We start from the raw sequence: 14,909 nt of genomic DNA on the forward strand, positions 1-14,909 counted from the left end.
CGGGCGCCGCACCGGCATTGCTGGGCCCGAGGGAAAGCGCCACGCGCCGGCATCACCACCGCCGAGAGGCCCTGCCATGCTGCGACGAACCCTGCTGACCGGCGCCGGCGCCCTGCTGGCCGCGCCCGCCCTTGCCCAAGGCCCCGGCGGACGCCTGCTGCGCTACGTGCCGCAGACCGACCTCACCGTGCTCGACCCGGTCTTCACCACCGCCTACATCACGCGGACCCACGCGCTGATGATCTACGACCAGCTCTATGGGCTCGACGCGCAGCTTCGCCCGCAGCCGCAGATGGTCGAGGCGCACGAGGTCGGGTCCGACGGCCTGACCTGGCGCTTCCGCCTGCGGGAAGGCCTGAAGTTCCACGATGGCGAGCCGGTCCGCGGCCGCGACTGCATCGCCTCGATCCGCCGCTGGGCGCAGCGCGACGGGCTCAGCCAGGTGCTGATGGCCCGGGTCGCCGAGATGTCGGCGCCCGACGACCGCAGCTTCACCATCCGGCTCAATCGCCGCTTTGGCCCGATGCTCGAGGCGCTCGCCAAGATCGGCCCGAGCGCGCTCTTCGTCATGCCGGAGCGCATCGCCGGGGCGGACGCCAACACCCAGATCCGCGAGACCATCGGCAGCGGCCCCTTCCGCTTCCGGCCGGAGGAGCGCGTGGTCGGCGCCCGCGTGGCCTACGAGCGCAACCCGGACTACCTGCCGCGGCCCGCGGGCGTGGCGAGCTGGGCCGCCGGGCCGAAGCGGGTGCATTTCGACCGCGTCGAATGGACCGTGATGCCCGACCCCGGCACCGCCGCCGCGGCGCTGCGCAACGGCGAGGTCGATTGGTGGGAGAACCCGCCGAACGACCTGGCGCCGGTGCTGCGCCGGTCGCGCGACATCGCGGTCAAGCGCGGCAGCCCGCTCGGCACCGTCGGTACCGGCATCTTCAACACGCTGCATGCGCCCTTCGACAAGCCGGCGGTCCGCCGCGCCGTGCTGCGGGCGATGAGCCAGGCCGATTTCATGGCGGCCGCGGCCGGCGCCGACCCCGCGCTGTGGCGCGCCGATGCCGGCGTCTTCACCCCCGGCACGCCGCTGGCGAGCGATGCGGGGATCGAGGCGATCACCGCGCCGCGTGACCTGGAGCGATCGAAGCGCGAGCTGCGCGAGGCCGGCTACAAGGGTGAGACGATCGTCCTGCTCGCCCCGTCCGACCAGCAGGTGCTCTCGGCGCTTGCCGAGGTGCAGCTCGATCTGTTCAAGAAGCTCGGCATGGCAGTGGATTACCGGCTATCGGATTGGGGCACGCTGGTGCAGCGGCGGGCCAGCAAGGAGCCGCCGGAGAAGGGCGGCTGGTCGATGTTCCACACCACCTGGAACGGGCTCGACAGCATCAACCCCGGCGTCGCCACCTGGCTGCGCGCCAATGGCGAGAAGGCCTGGTTCGGCTGGCCGAACGTGCCGCGGCTGGATGCGCTGCGCGAGGCCTGGTTCGACGCGCCCGACCTGGCGGCGCAGCAGGCGATCGGCGCCGACATCCAGCGCACGGTGCTGGAGGAGGCGCCCTATCTGCCGACCGGGCAGTATTTCGCCAACACGGCATACCGCAAGACCATCACCGAGCCGGTGTCGGAGATCCTGGCCTTCTGGGGGGTGAAGCCGGCCTGATCACTCGGCCTCGCCGGCGCGCTTGAAGGGCGAGAGCTCGGCCAGCGCCTCCATTTCCCGCAGCATCGCCGGACGCTCGCGCGCGAGGAAGTCGTCCACCGCGCGGCGCAGGCCGGGATGCTGGATCCAGTGCGCCGAATAGGTGGCGCTCGGCAGGTAGCCGCGCTGGATCTTGTGCTCGCCCTGGGCGCCGGCCTCGACCCGCGGCAGCCCGTGCTCGATGGCGAAGTCGATGGCGCGGTAGTAGCAGAGCTCGAAATGCAGGAAGGGCGCGTCCACCACGCTGCCCCAGTTGCGGCCATAGAGCGCCTCCCGCCCCAGCAGGTTCAGCGCGCCGGCCACCGGCTCGCCGTCCTGCTCGGCCACCATCAACACGACGCGGTCGCCGAGCGCCTCCGCCATCAGCGGCCAGAAGCGCGGCGTCAGGTAGGCGCTGCGGCCCCATTTCTTGTCGGTGGTGGAGCGGTAGAAGCGGTGGAAGGCCTTCCAGTGCCTCGGCGTGATCTCGTGCCCGCGCAGCGTCTTCAGCACGTAGCCGGACGCCGCGGCATCCCGCCTTTCGCGCTTGATCACCTTCCGCTTGCGCGAGGCCAGCGCGCCCAGGAAGTCGTCGAACGTCGCGTAGCCCTGGTTGTGCCAGTGGAACTGGGTGCCGAGCCGGCGCAGCCAGCCGGTCTCGCCCAGCGCCGTCCACTCGGCCTCCTGGCAGAAGGTGATATGCACCGAGGAGAGGTCGAGCTGGCCGCAGGCCTGCACCAGCCCCTGGCCGAGCGCCGCCGGGCCGATCCCGGCCCCCGGCCGGACCAGCAGCCGCGGCCCGGGCACCGGGCTGAAGGGAGAGCAGACCTGCAGCTTCGGGTAGTAGCTGCCGCCCGCCCGTTCGAAGGCGTCGGCCCAGCCATAGTCGAAGACGTATTCGCCCTGGCTATGGGATTTCGCATAGGCCGGGCAGCAGGCCAGCAATTCGCCCGCCGCGTCGCGAAGCGCGGCGTGCTGCGGCAGCCAGCCGGTGCGCGAGGTGGCGCTGCCGCTCGCCTCCAGCGCCGCGAGGAAGGCGTGGCTGACGAAGGGGTTGTCGTCGCCGGCGCAGGCATCCCAGTCCACCGCGGGGATCTCCGCGATGGCAGGATGCAGGCTGAGCGTCAGGGCAGGGGTGCTGTCGGGCATTCCACCCAGCATGTGCGGTGCGACGAGGCTTGGGCAAGGGGCAGCACGGACCGTGTCGGCGCGACCGCGGCCGGCACGCGGCGCATCGCCCGCTAACCGCCGGCGGCAATCTCCAGCGTCGCGCCGAAGGGCAGGGTGACGAAGGCCTCCGGCGCCACGTCCTGCGCCGCCCTTGCCGCCGCCAGCCCGGCCTCCGGCTCCTCGATTGGCTCGTCCGTCAGCCCCGCGAAGGTGCCGAAATGCATGCCGATGCTGCGCTGGGCGCCCACCGCGCGGTGCGCCATCACCGCCTCCGCCGGGTCCATGTGCTGGGTCTGCATGAAGAAGCGCGGCGCATAGGCGCCGATCGGGATCAGCGCCAGGTCGATGCGCGGGAAGCGGCGGCCGATCTCGGCGAAATGCGGGCACCAGCCGCTATCCGCGGCGAAGTAGACCGTGCCGCCGTCCGGCGCCTCGATGACGAAGCCGCCCCAGAGGCTGCGGTTGCGGTCCCAGGGCGTGCGGGCGGAGAAATGCTGCGCCGGCACGTAGGTGACGCGCAGCCCGGCGACCTCGGCATGCTCCCACCAGTCCAGCTCCCGCGCGCCATGGATGCCGGCCTTGGCGAGGTGCCGCGCATTGTCGAGCCCGGTGACCGCGGGCGGCGCCCAACGCCGGCGCACCGCGCGCAGCGTCGGCAGGTCCAGGTGGTCGTAGTGGTTGTGGCTGACCAGCAGCAGGTCGCAGCCCGGCAGGTCCTCCAGCCTCTGGCCCGGCGCACGGACCCGCTTCGGCCCGGCGAAGGCCAGCGGGCTGGCGCGCATCGACCAGACCGGGTCCAGCAGCACGCGGCGGCCGCCGATCTGCACCAGGAAGCTGGCATGGCCGATGAAGGTTGCGGCGATCCGGCCGGCCGCGATGCGGGGCGGCACCGGCTGCGGCGGATCCTCGATCCAGGCCGGCCAGGGCGCCGGCGTGGTGGTCCGCCGCCAGCGCCAGACGTCGCGCAGGGTGCGGGTCGTCGGGTCATGCGGGTTGCGGAAGCCCTGGGCGGCGTGGTGCGCCGGGCGCGTCACTTGCAGTCCAGCACCCGCACGTCATAGACCGGGTGCTCCAGCATGTTGACGCCGGGCGCATTGGCGAACATCCAGCCGCGGAAGGCCGCGACGTCGGGCCGCAGGCTGTCGGTGATCTCCATCCAGGCCGCCGCGTCCGGCACCTCGCCGACCGGCCGGGCATTGCAGGCGCGCACCTGGATGCTGAGCGTCCCGAAGGGCGCCGCCTGGCCGACCGCGGCCTTCACCACGGTCACCCGGGCGGTGACCTTGTCGAGCAATTGCAGCTCGGCATTGCGCTTCGGCTCCCAACCCTGCGCCGCCGCGGGCAGGGGGGCCAGCAGCAGCAGCGCGACCACCAGCGCCCTCATGCGCGCCGCTTCGGGCTCGGCAGCGCCTGCACCAGCTCGGCCAGGATGCGCCGCATGGCAGCCTCGTCGACCCCCATCAGCACGGCGTCCTCGAAGGCGTCGCGCATCACCTGGACGAGCTCCGCATGGTTCTCCGCCAGCACCTTCAGCTTCTCCCGGCAGGACAGCGGCGCGCCATCGGCGCCCGGCCAGAGGTCGGGTGCCTCCAGGCTCATTTCGGGCTCGCCGGCGCGGCGTCCCCCTGCTGCTGGCTCGCACTGCCGTTCATCTGGGTGACCGAGAAGATGAACCGGCCCAGCAGCGATTCAAGGCTGACCGAGCCCTGCGTCTCGGTGATCCGGCCGCCATCGGCCAGCAGCCTGTCGCTGCCGCCGGGGACCAGCGAGACATACTTGCCGCCCAGCAGCCCTTCCGAGGTGACCTCGGCCGAGGTGTCGTTCGGCAGCTTCAGGCTGCGGTCGACCTTCAGCGTCAGCACCGCGGCGAAGCTTTCCGGGTCGATCCGGCTGTCGGTCACGGTGCCGACCTTGACGCCGGCGATCCGCACGTCGGCGCCGTTGGCCAGGCCGTCGATCCGGTCGAAGCTGGCGCTGAGCGTCATGCCCTCGGCCGAGACCGTGCCGCGGCCGCTATGCAGCACCGCATAGCCGAGGAAGACCGCGGCGACCGCGAGCACGATCGCTCCGGCCGCGACCTCGGCGAGACTGCGTCCCTTCATATTGGTCAGATTCCACGCACCCGCGTCACGAACCGGGCGTCCATGCCTCGTAATCGCCGCCGGTGACATGACGGGTGCCGCCCACATAATCATGGCCGGCGGGACGGTAAGCGCTCGGGGTACCGGTCAGGTTCGGCCGGTGCTCCTGCTGCCAGGGGTAACGTTTGGTCTCGGACAGCGGCACGGCCACGGTGTGGTGCAGCCAGGCATGCCATTCCGGCGGGACGGAGGTGGGGTCCTTGCCCTGCGGATACAGCACCCAGCGCCGCGGCCGGCCGTAGACCGGCTGGTTGGCCTTGCCCTCGTAGTAGACGTTGCCGAAACGGTCGGTGCCGACCTTGCGCCCGCGGAGGGAGGAGGTGAGGCGAAGCAGGAAGGACATGGGGCCGGAAACGCTCCTCGGGGGGTAGCCGCGCTGGGGGCACAATCGCACAGCGCCTGCTGCGGTGCAAAGTCGCCCGTTTCGCGGCGTTATCCACATCATGTTGCGGTCAATCGGGCGATGAATCACCAAATCTGGCTTCCCCACCCGCAACGGTCGCCGTACCATCGCGCCATGGCACGCATCCAGGGCACGCTGTGGGAAGGGGTGGCGCTGCGGCGCCGGCGCGCGGGGGCCGACCCGGACGCCCCGCCGCGCGCGGTGGCGCTGCCGGCGACCTGGGAGGCGACCGCGGCCGAGGCGCTGGCCGCCCTGGCCCCGGGCGACGGCCCCACCAGCCTGCCGCGCGCCGCCGAAGCCTGGATCGGCCGCGTCGCCGGCCGCGGCCGCAAGGCCGGGCTGCTGGACGAGGCCGCGGCACAGGCCCTGGCCGAAAGCCTGCGCGCCCTCCTGCTGACCCGCCGCGGCGCCCCCGGCATCGAGGTCTGGCACAACGAGGCCAGGCCCCCCCGCGCCCTGGCCGAGCCGCGCTTCGTGCTCAACCTGCCGGCCTTCCTCGAGGCCGAGGGCGGCTTCGACCTGGAAGGCTATGCCGAGGCCTGTGCCCTGGCCGTCCGGGCGCTGGATGCGCTCGCCTCCGGCAAGGCCGGCCGGCTGCGACTCGGCTTTGCCGACCTGGCCGGGCTCCTCGCCGGGCTGGGGCTTGCCTATGATTCGGACAAAGCCCGTTCCGTCGCCGCGGCGATCGCGGCGCTGACCCGCGGTGCGGCCGAGGCCGAGTCGGGCCGCATCGCCGCGGCGCTCGGCGCCCGTGAACCTGTCGCCCTGCTCTGGCCCGCGCCGCCGGGCGAGACCCCGGTCCCCGGCCTGGCGGCGGCCGCCCGCGCCGCGCTGGACGCCGCCGCCGGCGCGCCCGGCCTGCGCCACCAGGCGCTGGTGGCACTCGCCGGCGCGGATGCGGTCGAGGCCCTGCTCGGCGCCGAGACCGGCGGCATTGCGCCGGCCGCCGGCGCCACCCGCAGCGTGCTGACCGCCGCCGGCCAGGCGATGGAGGTGCCGACCCGCGCCGCGCTGCGGGCCGGGCCGCGCGTGGCCGAACTGCTCGGCCCGGTGCCGGAGACGGCGCGGGAGGCGATGCGCCAGGCCGTCGCCCCCTTCCTGCATGTCGAGCCCCCGGGCCCGGTGGCGATGCCCGGCCCGGCGCGGGCGGTGCCGAAGCCGGCCGGCATGCTCCGCCGCCACGTCGGCGCCGCGCTGCATGTCACGGTCGGCGGCCACCGCGTGGTGCTGCGAACGGCGGAGGACCCCGAGGGCCACCTGCTGGAGATCGCCTTCACCCTGTCGAAGGAGGGCGCCGCCTTCCGCAGCCTGATGGACGGCTTCGCCCAGTCGGTCTCCATGGGGCTGCAGCGCGGCGTGCCGCTGGCCGACTATGTCGAGGCCTTCGCCTATACCCGCTTCGGCCCGGCCGGGCTGGTCGAGGGCGACCCAGCCATCCCGCGCGCCACCTCCGTGCTCGACTGGGCCTTCCGCCGGCTGGCGCTGGACTACCTGGGCCGGCGCGACCTGCCGCAGCCCTCGGAGGCCGATTGCCTCGGCGATTCGGTCGGCCATGCCGCCGAGATGGCGCCGCTGCTGCCGCTCGACCTGCCGGCCTCGGCCAGCCCGCGCGGGCGGCGGCGGTCGCTGCGGGTGGTCGGCTGAAGCCGCCTCAATCCCGCTCAACCGGGCTCAATTCCTCTCAATCCGATTTATGCGTGCGGCGGCCGGCGGACCCTGTTTCGGCTGCAACCGCCTGATCCTGCTGAGGAGCGGCATTCGTTCCGCTTTGTTCTTCGGCGAATAAAATTATCAACTTGCCCTGCCGCGCCGCCCCGGCCGCCAGGCGCAGCTCACCCCTTGGCGGCGGGAAGCCTAGCACGCAGGGCTCCCGTATTGGAACAAAAAAGGAACTTATGCCGGCGGTGATCGTCGGCGACCGCTGGCATGCCGTGTCGTGCCCTCAGGCGCCGGGCGGCCGCATCCGCGGCCTTGGCTCGCCGCAGGCGCGGCGGGCTTCGCCTACCGCAGGGAGCGCGGTGCCGGTCTGGATCAGCCGCGCTCCGGCTCGAAGCTCCGCTGCCAGAGCACGGCATTGGTCAGGTCCTTCAGCATCACCGTCAGCGCCCCGCTGCGGCCGTCGATCGCCGCCTCGCCGAAGAACTGCCCGCCCTCGACCGGGGAGACGTTGACCCGGCCGTCGGGGGCCTTCTGCCAGACCACCTCCAGGCCGAAGGTATCGTCCGGCGCATTGGGGCCGAAGCCGCCGGCATGCAGCGGGCCCGAGACGAATTCCCAGAAGGGCAGGAAGTCGGCCTGCCGGGCGCGGGCCGGGTCGTAGCGGTGCGCCGCGGTATAGTGCACGTCGGCGGTGACCCAGACGATGTTCCTGAGGCCGGCCGCCTTGATGGCGGACAGCAGCCCGGCAATTTCAAGCTCTCTCCCCAGGGCCGGGCCGTCGCCGTTGGCGATCGCCTCGAACATCGCCCGGCCCTCGGCGTCCTTGCCGTCCGGCACCAGCAGCCCGACCGGCATGTCGGCGGCGATCACCTTCCAGGTCGCCCGGCTCTCGATCAGGCCGCGCAGCAGCCAGTGGATCTGCTCCCGGCCGAGGAAGGCAGTCTCCGGCCCGGCTTGCTCCTGCCGGTTATGCGTGTTCGGCCCGCGGTAGCTGCGCATGTCGAGGGCGAAGACATCGAGGTGCGGGCCGTAGGCCAGCTTGCGGTAGATCCGCTCGGCCTCGTCGGCGCCCGGGGCGCGGATCGGCGCGTAGTCGAGGAAGGCGCGGGTCGCCATCGCCTGCAGCTGGCCGACGCGCGTCTCGGCATAGCGCTGGTCGAGCAGCTTGCTGTCCGACCAGTTGTTGGTGACCTCGTGGTCGTCCCACATCCAGAGCTGCGGCACCTCGGCATGGAAGGCGCGGACATTCCGGTCCATCAGGTTGTAGCGGTGCCGGCCGCGGAATTCGCCGAGCGTCTCGGCCACCTTGGTGACCTCGGGCGTCACCAGGTTCTTCCAGATCGTGCCGTCCGGCAGCGTCACCTCCGGCTGGATCGGGCCGTCGGCATAGATCGTGTCGCCGCAATGGATGAAGAAGTCGGCGCCGGTCCGCCGCATGGTCTCGTAGCAGCGCATGCCGCCCCAGGCCTCGTTGATGCCCCAGCCCTGGCCGGCGGTGTCGCCCGACCAGAGGAAGCGCACGTCGCGCCGGCTGCCCGGCGCGGTGCGGAAGCGGCCCTGCACCGGGGCTGAGAGCGGTGCGCCCGCATCGGGGCCGGCGAAGCTGGCGCGGTAGAAGATCTCGGCATCGGCCGGCAGGCCGGTGAGGTCGAGGCGCGCGGTGAAGTCGGTTGCCTCGGTCGCCCAGGGGCCGCGCAGCCGCGTCGGGTTCCTCATGCCCTCGTCGGTCGACCATTCGACCAGCAGGCGGGCGGTGCGGTCGGCCCGGCTCCAGACCAGGGCGCGGTCGGCGGTGACGTCGCCGGTCGCGGCGCCCCAGTCGGCCTTCGGCCGCGCCGATTCGGCGGCGATGACGGCCGGCGCGCTGCCCTGGCCGAAGGCGAGGCGGCTGCTGCCGGCAAGGGCTGCGGCGCCGAGCAGCGCCGTGCGGCGGCGGATGCGCCCGGGGATGTGGACATTGGACATGCGCGTCTCCTGGGTTCGGCAGGTCGCGTGTACCGAAGCCGCGTGACGCTTCGGCGTCGGTCCGGTTGCCGGGGGATGACGAGCGCCTATGCTCGCGGCACCGCCAAGGACGTGCCGCATGACCGATCGCCTGGTCGAGTGTTTCTACACCCTGTCCTCGCCCTGGATGTATCTCGCCGGGCCGCGGCTGCGCGCCATCGCCGCGCGGCATGGCGCCCGGGTGCTGCTGCGGCCCTACGACTTCCAGGCGGTGGTGCCGCAGACCGGCGGCATCCCGCTGCGCACCAGGCCGCAGCCGCGGCAGGAGTATCACGCGCTGGAGCTCGACCGCTGGTCGCGGCACCTGGACATGCCGCTGGTCCCGAAGCCGCGGCACTACCCGCCGGCCGACCAGCGCCCGGCCGGGCGGATGGTGATGGCGGCGCAGGCGCGGGGGCTCGACGCGCAGGCGCTGTCGCAGGCCATCCTCACCGCGCTCTGGGTCGAGCAGCGCGACATCGCTTTGGCCGGGGTGCGGGCGGCGATCGGCGATGCGCTGGGGATGGACGGCGCGGCGCTGGTGGCGGCCGAGGAAGGCCCGGACGTCCATGCCGAATGGGCGGCGAACAACGCCGCGGCGGTAGCGCGCGGCGTCTTCGGCAGCCCGACCTTCTTCTTCGGCGACCTGTGGCTCTGGGGGCAGGACCGGCTGTTCTTCCTCGACCAGGCGCTGGCCGGCGAGACGGTGCAGTCGTCGTGACCGCGTCCGATCGGCCGAGCGACAGCGAGGGCGTGAAGCGGCCGCGCCACCCCATGCATGCCGTCGTCATCGGCGCCGGCATCGTCGGCGCCTGCACCGCGCTCGCCCTGCTGCGCGACGGCCACGCGGTCACCATCCTCGAGCCCGGCGCGCCGGGCGGCGAGCAGGCGGCGAGCTACGGCAACGGCTGCTGGCTCAGCCCGATGTCGGTGATCCCGCCGGCGACCCCGGGGCTGTGGCGCAAGGTGCCGGGGTTCCTGGCCGACCCGCTCGGGCCGCTGGCGATCCGCTGGTCCTACCTGCCGCGCGTGCTGCCCTGGCTGGCGCGCTACCTCGCCTCCGGCTGGACCGAGGCGCGGGTGGCGCGCACCGCCGTCGCCTTGCGTGCCCTGCTGCGCGACGCGCCGGCGGCGCATGCGGCGCTGGCCGCGGCGGCCGGCGTCGCTCCGCTGATCGAGCGGCGCGGGCTGATGTATGTCTACCCCTCGCGCGCCGAGTTCGAGGCCGAGGCGATGGCCTGGCGGATCCGCCGCCAGGTCGGGATCGACTGGCTGGAACTCTCGGCGAAGGAACTGCACCAGCGCGAGCCGACGCTCGACCGGCGCTACGGCTTCGCCGCGCTGGTCGAGGAAGGCGGCCACTGCCGCGATCCCGGCGCCTATGTCGCGGCGCTGGTCGCCTTGGCCGAGGCGGAGGGGGCGCAGCGCGTCGCGGCGCGGGCCACCGGCTTCCGCATCGAGGCCGGGCGGCTGCGCGCGGTGCTGACCGAGGCCGGCGAGATCGCCGCCGACCGCGCGGTGATCAGCGCCGGCGCGCATTCGAAGGCGCTGGCCGCCGCCGCGGGCGACCGGCTGCCGCTGGAATCCGAGCGTGGCTACCACGCGATGATCGAGGATCCGGGGACCGGGCCGCGCACCCCGCTGATGCCCTCCGACGGCAAGATGTCGATCACCTGGACCGATCGTGGCCTGCGCTGCGCCGGGCAGGTGGAGATCGCCGGGATCGAGGCCGCGCCGAACTGGCAACGCGCCGCGATCCTGCGCGACCACCTGCTGCGGAGCTTCCCCGCCCTGCCGCGCGACCTGCCCGCTTCGCGCGTGACGTTCTGGATGGGACACCGGCCCAGCATGCCGGACGGGCTGCCTTGCATCGGAAGGTCGCGCGGCAGCGCCGACATCCTGCATGCCTTCGGCCATGGCCATGTCGGGCTGGTGGCGGCGCCGCGCACCGCCCGGCTGGTCGCGCAACTGATGGGCGAAAGGCCGCCGGAGATCGATCCGCGGCCATATTCACCGGCCCGATTCGGCTGATTTCCCCCTCGCATTGGTGGCAGCGGGATGTCATGCTGCTCGGCAGCGCCCCGCATTCCTGACGGGGTGCGCGACACTAGATACGGAATAATAAGCAAGTGCCTTCCGACAACGACATGCAGGGCGGCACCGGGCCCGTCGAGGCCCAGGTGAAGTGGTACAACGCCCGGAAGGGCTTCGGCTTCGTGCTGGGCCCGGATGGTCAGGACGTGTTCTTCCATGCCTCGGCGCTGACCGAAGCGGGGATCGAGCCTCCCGACACCGGCGATACCCTCGTCTGCGAAATCGGCACGGATCGCCAGGGCCGACGCCTCGTGACCCGGATCACCGAGTTGCGGCGCGGCGATGGGGGCGGCGCCGCCGGCATGGCGCCGCGCCGGCCGGCCTTCGGCGCCTCGGGTGGCGGGTTCGGCGACCGGCCGCCGCGGCGTGACTTCGGAGGCGGTGGCTTCGGTGACCGGCCGCCGCCGCGGCGCGACTTTGGCGGTGGCGGCTTCGGTGGCGGCGGCTTCGGTGCGCCGCGCCAGGGCGGCTTCGGCGGTGGCGGCGGCTTCGGCGCGCCGCGCCAAGGCGGCTTCGGCGACCGTCCGCCGCGGCGCGAGTTCGGCGACCGCGACGCCGGCGGCCCGACCTATGCGGTGACCGGCACGGTGAAGTGGTTCGACCAGGTGCGCGGCTTCGGCTTCGTCACGCCGGAAGACGGCGGCCAGGACGTGTTCCTGCATTCCTCCGTGCTGCAGCGCGCCGGGCGCCAGGATGTCCAGCAGGGCGAGAAGATCGACCTCGACGTGCGCGACGGACAGCGCGGGCGCCAGGCCGTCAACCTGAAGGAATAGCGGCGGGCGCTATCGCCCCAGGAAATGGCCGGGTCCGCCCGGCCATTTCAATGTCAGGCCGTCGTCGCATGGACGAAGCCGTAGGCCGGCCAGTTGCTGGCGCCGTAGTCCCTCACCCGGGGGAACCAGACCCGCACCAGCGACCAGTCGTTGCCCGGCGAGACATCCTGCACCGGCTGGTCGCGCGCCTCCCGCCCCTTGGCGGCGCCGGAGGCCCAGTTGGCGTGGTCCACCCGGACCTCCCGCGCCGAGACCACCCGCGTCACCACCGCCACATGGCCCTGCGGCAGGCGGGAGGTGCGCATCAGCACCAGCACGCTGCCGGTCCGCGGCGCCCGGCCGCGGGCATAGCGGCCCTCGGCGGCCTCCCACCATTGCCAGGCATCGCCGCGCAGCGCGATCCCCGACCGCGACCGCGCATAGGGCACGCAGGACAGGCCGCCGGCACCGGCCGGCTGCGGCATGCGGGCAGTGCCGCAGCCGGCCAGGGCCAGCAGGGGCAGGGCGAGCGGGGCCAGCAGCGCCAGGCGACGCGCCACCAGGGGGTCGATCCGGCCACGACTGCACCCGGCCGGCGCCAATGACAAAGATGTTTTGATCACGGGACGGCCCCTAGCCGGCGCCGCCAAGCGCCTGCAGCGCCTTGATTCCACGACTCAGCCACCGGCGACAAGCTGTTGCTCTCCGGCCACCGCGAAGCCTGGCGGCAACGGCGTGTCGCCAGCCTATCGCTACCGCCGCGCCGATGTGCTGAAAGGGCGGCCTGGACCACGGTGCCGCAACGCACCGGGCCGGATCGGAGACGGCCAGGGCGTCCTGCCGCTGCCAGGAAGGACAACACGGATGACAAGGAATTTCCCGCCGTCGGAGCGGGCGATGGGCCACCGGGCCGGGGGCCGCAAGCGCGGCATCGCGGTGCTGCTTGCCGCCGCCATGCTGATCGGCCAGCCCGCCCATGCCCTGGCGCGTTGCGCCAACGAGACCGACCAGGCGATCTTCGAGGTCGAGGCGCTGAAGACCGAGCTGATGGTCGTCGCCACCACCTGCAAGGGCGTCTCCGAGGATCGCTACAACGACTTCGTCCGCCGCTACCAGCAGGCGCTGGTGGTGACCAACCGCGGCATCGGCCAGTATTTCAGCCGCAGCCACGGCAAGAGCGGCCAGCGCCAGCAGGACATCTTCATCACCGAGCTGGCCAATGCCCGCTCGAATGCCGCCCGCCAGCTCGGCAGCGACTATTGCGCGCGCAACAACGGCCTGTTCGACGAGGTGATGTCGCTGCAGGGCGTGACCGACCTGCCGGCCTATGCCGCGACCAAGGACCTGCTGTCCTCCGGCGTCACCGCCTGCCCGGGCGGCGCCGCCGCCGCCCCTGCCGCCGCCCGCCGGAGCGCCCGCTGATGTCCGTCACCGCGAAAAGCGGCCTGGCCCTCGCCGCGGCGATGGCGCTGCTCGCCGGCTGCGCCGAGCAGCCGCGCATCACCGCTTCCGGCGCCCGCGTCTTCTACGTCGATACCCAGGGCGCCTCCTCGGTCTGCACCGTGCCGCCGAAGGTCGAGCTCTCCGCCGGCCAGCAGGCCGAGGCGACCATGGTGATGAAGAACGACGGCGGCTGGTGCGGCATCAACGTCGCCCAGTCGGGTCCGAAGCCGTACAACGCCGGGCTGCTGGTCGGCCGGCCGGAGCATGGCCGGGTGCATGTGCACAAGGTCGGTGACGTGTCGCGGATCAGCTATACCCCGGACGCCGGCTTCGGCGGCGAGGACCGCTTCACCGTGCGGATGCTGCCGGGCAACCCGGCGCTGCGGGTGATGGTGACGGTGCAGTACACCCCGCCGCCGGCGCCGCCCGCGCCGCCGCCGGCCGCCGCGCCGGCCCGCCGCGCCCCGGCGAAGAAGCGGTAGGATGAGACGGGGAGGGTGGCGACGCCCTCCCCGGATGTCCGCCTATTGCCGCAGGCTGCGGTAGCGTTCCAGCAGGGCGCGGCCGTCCGGGCCGGCCTTGGTCGCCCATTCCTCCTCCTGCTTCGCCCCCACCGCGCGGAGCTGCGCCATCAGCTCGGGGCTCGGCTCCGGCGCCTGCATGCCATGCGCCTTGAGCCTGGCCATCTGCACCTCCTCGGACGCCTTGGCCGCGGCCCAGCCGTGCTCCATCGCCCTTGCCGCGGCGTCGCGCATGGCCGCCCGGGTCGGCTCGTCCAGCGCCATGAAGGCGCGGGTGTTCACCAGCACCGCGTTGCGGGTCAGGGTGAAGCCGATGTCGTAGACATATCTCGAGAAATCCCAGGCGGCGCTGTCGGCGCCGGTCTGCGCGCTGGTCAGCAGCGCGTTGACGATTCCGGTGGCGAAGGCCTGCGGCACGTCGGCCGCCTGCACCATCACCGGGGTCGCGCCGATCAGCTCCGCCATGCGGGCGATGATCGGTGTCTGCGCGCGGAAGCGGGCGCCCTTGAGGTCCTCGAGGCTGCGGATCTCGGACTTGCCGTAGAGCGCCTGGCTCGGCCAGGGCACGTAGTACAGCGGCGTGACGCCCTGCTTCTCGAAGCGGGTGCGCAGCGCGGCCTCGGTCGCCGCGTGCAGGGCGCGGGCCTGGCCGTAGGTGGCGGCGAGGAAGGGGATGAAGTCGACCTCGAAGACCGGGTCCTCGTTGCCATAGGCGCCGAGCAGGATCTCGCCCATCTGCACCTGGCCGGTCTGCACCGCGCGCTTGATCTGCAGCAGCGGCAGCAGGGAGGCATTGGGATGCAACTGCACCGCCAGCTTGCCGGGGGCCGCCTTCTCCACCTCGGCCAGGAAGAACTTGATGGTCTGGGTGTGGAAATTGGCGTCCGGGTAGGGCGTGGCCATGACCCATTTGGTCTGGGCACGGGCAGGCATCGCGGCTGCCAGGACGGCCGCCAGCGCAAGGGCAACGAGGCGGTGCATACCGCTCCTCCGAGATTTCGATGGGCCGTGGAGGGCGGCGTTCTTCCCTGGCATGCAGTATGGCAGGCCGTTGCGCCGCCGGCCAGGGAC

General features: G+C 72.8%; 16 protein-coding genes. 7 read left to right on the plus strand and 9 right to left on the minus strand.

Translation table 11 applies throughout. The annotated features are described in order from the left end of the window. The first annotated feature begins 76 nt into the window (after positions 1-76). On the plus strand, positions 77-1,654 hold the full coding sequence (locus ACFQS7_RS09510) for an ABC transporter substrate-binding protein (protein ID WP_380066802.1): 1,578 nt from the start codon (positions 77-79) through the stop codon (positions 1,652-1,654). Here the strand turns inward: ACFQS7_RS09510 and ACFQS7_RS09515 are convergent, their stop codons facing one another. The 6 genes from ACFQS7_RS09515 to ACFQS7_RS09540 form a co-directional block, all read right to left on the minus strand. Next, on the minus strand, positions 1,655-2,821 hold the full coding sequence (locus tag ACFQS7_RS09515) for a GNAT family N-acetyltransferase (protein WP_380066803.1): 1,167 nt from the start codon (positions 2,819-2,821) through the stop codon (positions 1,655-1,657). It abuts the gene before it with no gap. A 92-nt stretch (positions 2,822-2,913) separates the two neighbouring features. Beyond that, the gene (locus tag ACFQS7_RS09520) at positions 2,914-3,876 is read right to left on the minus strand and encodes an MBL fold metallo-hydrolase (RefSeq protein WP_380066804.1); all 963 of its coding nucleotides are present in this window, start codon (positions 3,874-3,876) and stop codon (positions 2,914-2,916) included. Next, positions 3,873-4,226, minus strand: coding sequence for a DUF2155 domain-containing protein (locus tag ACFQS7_RS09525; RefSeq protein WP_380066805.1), 354 nt, complete (start codon positions 4,224-4,226; stop codon positions 3,873-3,875). Before ACFQS7_RS09525 ends, ACFQS7_RS09520 begins: the two co-directional genes overlap by 4 nt. Next, positions 4,223-4,441 (minus strand): hypothetical protein, encoded by a 219-nt coding sequence (locus ACFQS7_RS09530; RefSeq protein WP_380066806.1) that lies wholly within the window; start codon positions 4,439-4,441, stop codon positions 4,223-4,225. The genes ACFQS7_RS09525 and ACFQS7_RS09530 overlap by 4 nt, the downstream gene beginning before the upstream one ends. Further along, the gene (gene mlaD, locus ACFQS7_RS09535) at positions 4,438-4,944 is read right to left on the minus strand and encodes an outer membrane lipid asymmetry maintenance protein MlaD (protein WP_380066807.1); all 507 of its coding nucleotides are present in this window, start codon (positions 4,942-4,944) and stop codon (positions 4,438-4,440) included. The genes ACFQS7_RS09530 and mlaD overlap by 4 nt, the downstream gene beginning before the upstream one ends. 25 nt (positions 4,945-4,969) lie before the next feature. Beyond that, entirely contained in the window at positions 4,970-5,326 is a 357-nt protein-coding gene (locus ACFQS7_RS09540) for an NADH:ubiquinone oxidoreductase subunit NDUFA12 (protein ID WP_380066808.1), read from the minus strand. A gap of 174 nt (positions 5,327-5,500) precedes the next feature. Here ACFQS7_RS09540 and ACFQS7_RS09545 point away from each other — a divergent pair, with 174 nt between their 5' ends. Next, positions 5,501-7,030: a hypothetical protein gene (locus tag ACFQS7_RS09545; protein ID WP_380066809.1), complete on the plus strand. Its 1,530-nt coding sequence runs from the start codon at positions 5,501-5,503 to the stop codon at positions 7,028-7,030. Between the two features lie 387 nt (positions 7,031-7,417). On the opposite strand, the gene ACFQS7_RS09550 is transcribed toward ACFQS7_RS09545, so the two are convergent. After that, positions 7,418-9,010, minus strand: a complete 1,593-nt coding sequence (locus ACFQS7_RS09550) for an alkaline phosphatase D family protein (protein WP_380066810.1) — start codon at positions 9,008-9,010, stop codon at positions 7,418-7,420. A gap of 118 nt (positions 9,011-9,128) precedes the next feature. On the opposite strand from ACFQS7_RS09550, the gene ACFQS7_RS09555 reads away from it, so the two are divergent. From ACFQS7_RS09555 to ACFQS7_RS09565, 3 genes are all read left to right on the plus strand, one after another. Further along, positions 9,129-9,749 (plus strand): 2-hydroxychromene-2-carboxylate isomerase, encoded by a 621-nt coding sequence (locus ACFQS7_RS09555; protein ID WP_380066811.1) that lies wholly within the window; start codon positions 9,129-9,131, stop codon positions 9,747-9,749. After that, positions 9,746-11,059, plus strand: coding sequence for an NAD(P)/FAD-dependent oxidoreductase (locus ACFQS7_RS09560; RefSeq protein ID WP_380066812.1), 1,314 nt, complete (start codon positions 9,746-9,748; stop codon positions 11,057-11,059). The genes ACFQS7_RS09555 and ACFQS7_RS09560 overlap by 4 nt, the downstream gene beginning before the upstream one ends. Positions 11,060-11,157: 98 nt before the next feature. Next, positions 11,158-11,895, plus strand: a complete 738-nt coding sequence (locus tag ACFQS7_RS09565; RefSeq protein WP_380066813.1) for a cold-shock protein — start codon at positions 11,158-11,160, stop codon at positions 11,893-11,895. Between the two features lie 53 nt (positions 11,896-11,948). Here ACFQS7_RS09565 and ACFQS7_RS09570 read toward each other — a convergent pair whose 3' ends face one another. Then, a complete protein-coding gene (locus ACFQS7_RS09570) occupies positions 11,949-12,434 on the minus strand; it encodes a CHAP domain-containing protein (RefSeq protein ID WP_380066814.1) in 486 nt (161 codons plus the stop codon). Positions 12,435-12,738: 304 nt separating this feature from the next. Between ACFQS7_RS09570 and ACFQS7_RS09575 the strand changes: the two genes are divergently transcribed. Together ACFQS7_RS09575 and ACFQS7_RS09580 are read left to right on the plus strand one after the other, a co-directional pair. Continuing rightward, positions 12,739-13,296, plus strand: coding sequence for a hypothetical protein (locus tag ACFQS7_RS09575; protein WP_380066815.1), 558 nt, complete (start codon positions 12,739-12,741; stop codon positions 13,294-13,296). Next, positions 13,296-13,799 (plus strand): Ig-like domain-containing protein, encoded by a 504-nt coding sequence (locus tag ACFQS7_RS09580; RefSeq protein WP_380066816.1) that lies wholly within the window; start codon positions 13,296-13,298, stop codon positions 13,797-13,799. Before ACFQS7_RS09575 ends, ACFQS7_RS09580 begins: the two co-directional genes overlap by 1 nt. 42 nt (positions 13,800-13,841) lie before the next feature. Here ACFQS7_RS09580 and ACFQS7_RS09585 read toward each other — a convergent pair whose 3' ends face one another. Beyond that, complete coding sequence (locus tag ACFQS7_RS09585; protein ID WP_380066817.1) at positions 13,842-14,819, minus strand: TRAP transporter substrate-binding protein; 978 nt, start codon at positions 14,817-14,819, stop codon at positions 13,842-13,844. Positions 14,820-14,909 lie beyond the last annotated feature (90 nt).

The sequence above is a fragment of the Dankookia sp. GCM10030260 genome (genome assembly GCF_042666655.1).
Classification (GTDB): domain Bacteria; phylum Pseudomonadota; class Alphaproteobacteria; order Acetobacterales; family Acetobacteraceae; genus Paracraurococcus.

Coding starts and splice junctions, on each gene's coding strand:
- ACFQS7_RS09510 (WP_380066802.1), top strand. CDS start 77: ATGCTGCGACGAACCCTGCTGACCGGCGCCGGCGCCCTGCTGGCCGCG.
- ACFQS7_RS09515 (WP_380066803.1), bottom strand. CDS start 2,821: ATGCCCGACAGCACCCCTGCCCTGACGCTCAGCCTGCATCCTGCCATC.
- ACFQS7_RS09525 (WP_380066805.1), bottom strand. CDS start 4,226: ATGAGGGCGCTGGTGGTCGCGCTGCTGCTGCTGGCCCCCCTGCCCGCG.
- ACFQS7_RS09530 (WP_380066806.1), bottom strand. CDS start 4,441: ATGAGCCTGGAGGCACCCGACCTCTGGCCGGGCGCCGATGGCGCGCCG.
- mlaD (WP_380066807.1), bottom strand. CDS start 4,944: ATGAAGGGACGCAGTCTCGCCGAGGTCGCGGCCGGAGCGATCGTGCTC.
- ACFQS7_RS09540 (WP_380066808.1), bottom strand. CDS start 5,326: ATGTCCTTCCTGCTTCGCCTCACCTCCTCCCTCCGCGGGCGCAAGGTC.
- ACFQS7_RS09545 (WP_380066809.1), top strand. CDS start 5,501: ATGGCACGCATCCAGGGCACGCTGTGGGAAGGGGTGGCGCTGCGGCGC.
- ACFQS7_RS09550 (WP_380066810.1), bottom strand. CDS start 9,010: ATGTCCAATGTCCACATCCCCGGGCGCATCCGCCGCCGCACGGCGCTG.
- ACFQS7_RS09555 (WP_380066811.1), top strand. CDS start 9,129: ATGACCGATCGCCTGGTCGAGTGTTTCTACACCCTGTCCTCGCCCTGG.
- ACFQS7_RS09575 (WP_380066815.1), top strand. CDS start 12,739: ATGACAAGGAATTTCCCGCCGTCGGAGCGGGCGATGGGCCACCGGGCC.
- ACFQS7_RS09580 (WP_380066816.1), top strand. CDS start 13,296: ATGTCCGTCACCGCGAAAAGCGGCCTGGCCCTCGCCGCGGCGATGGCG.
- ACFQS7_RS09585 (WP_380066817.1), bottom strand. CDS start 14,819: ATGCACCGCCTCGTTGCCCTTGCGCTGGCGGCCGTCCTGGCAGCCGCG.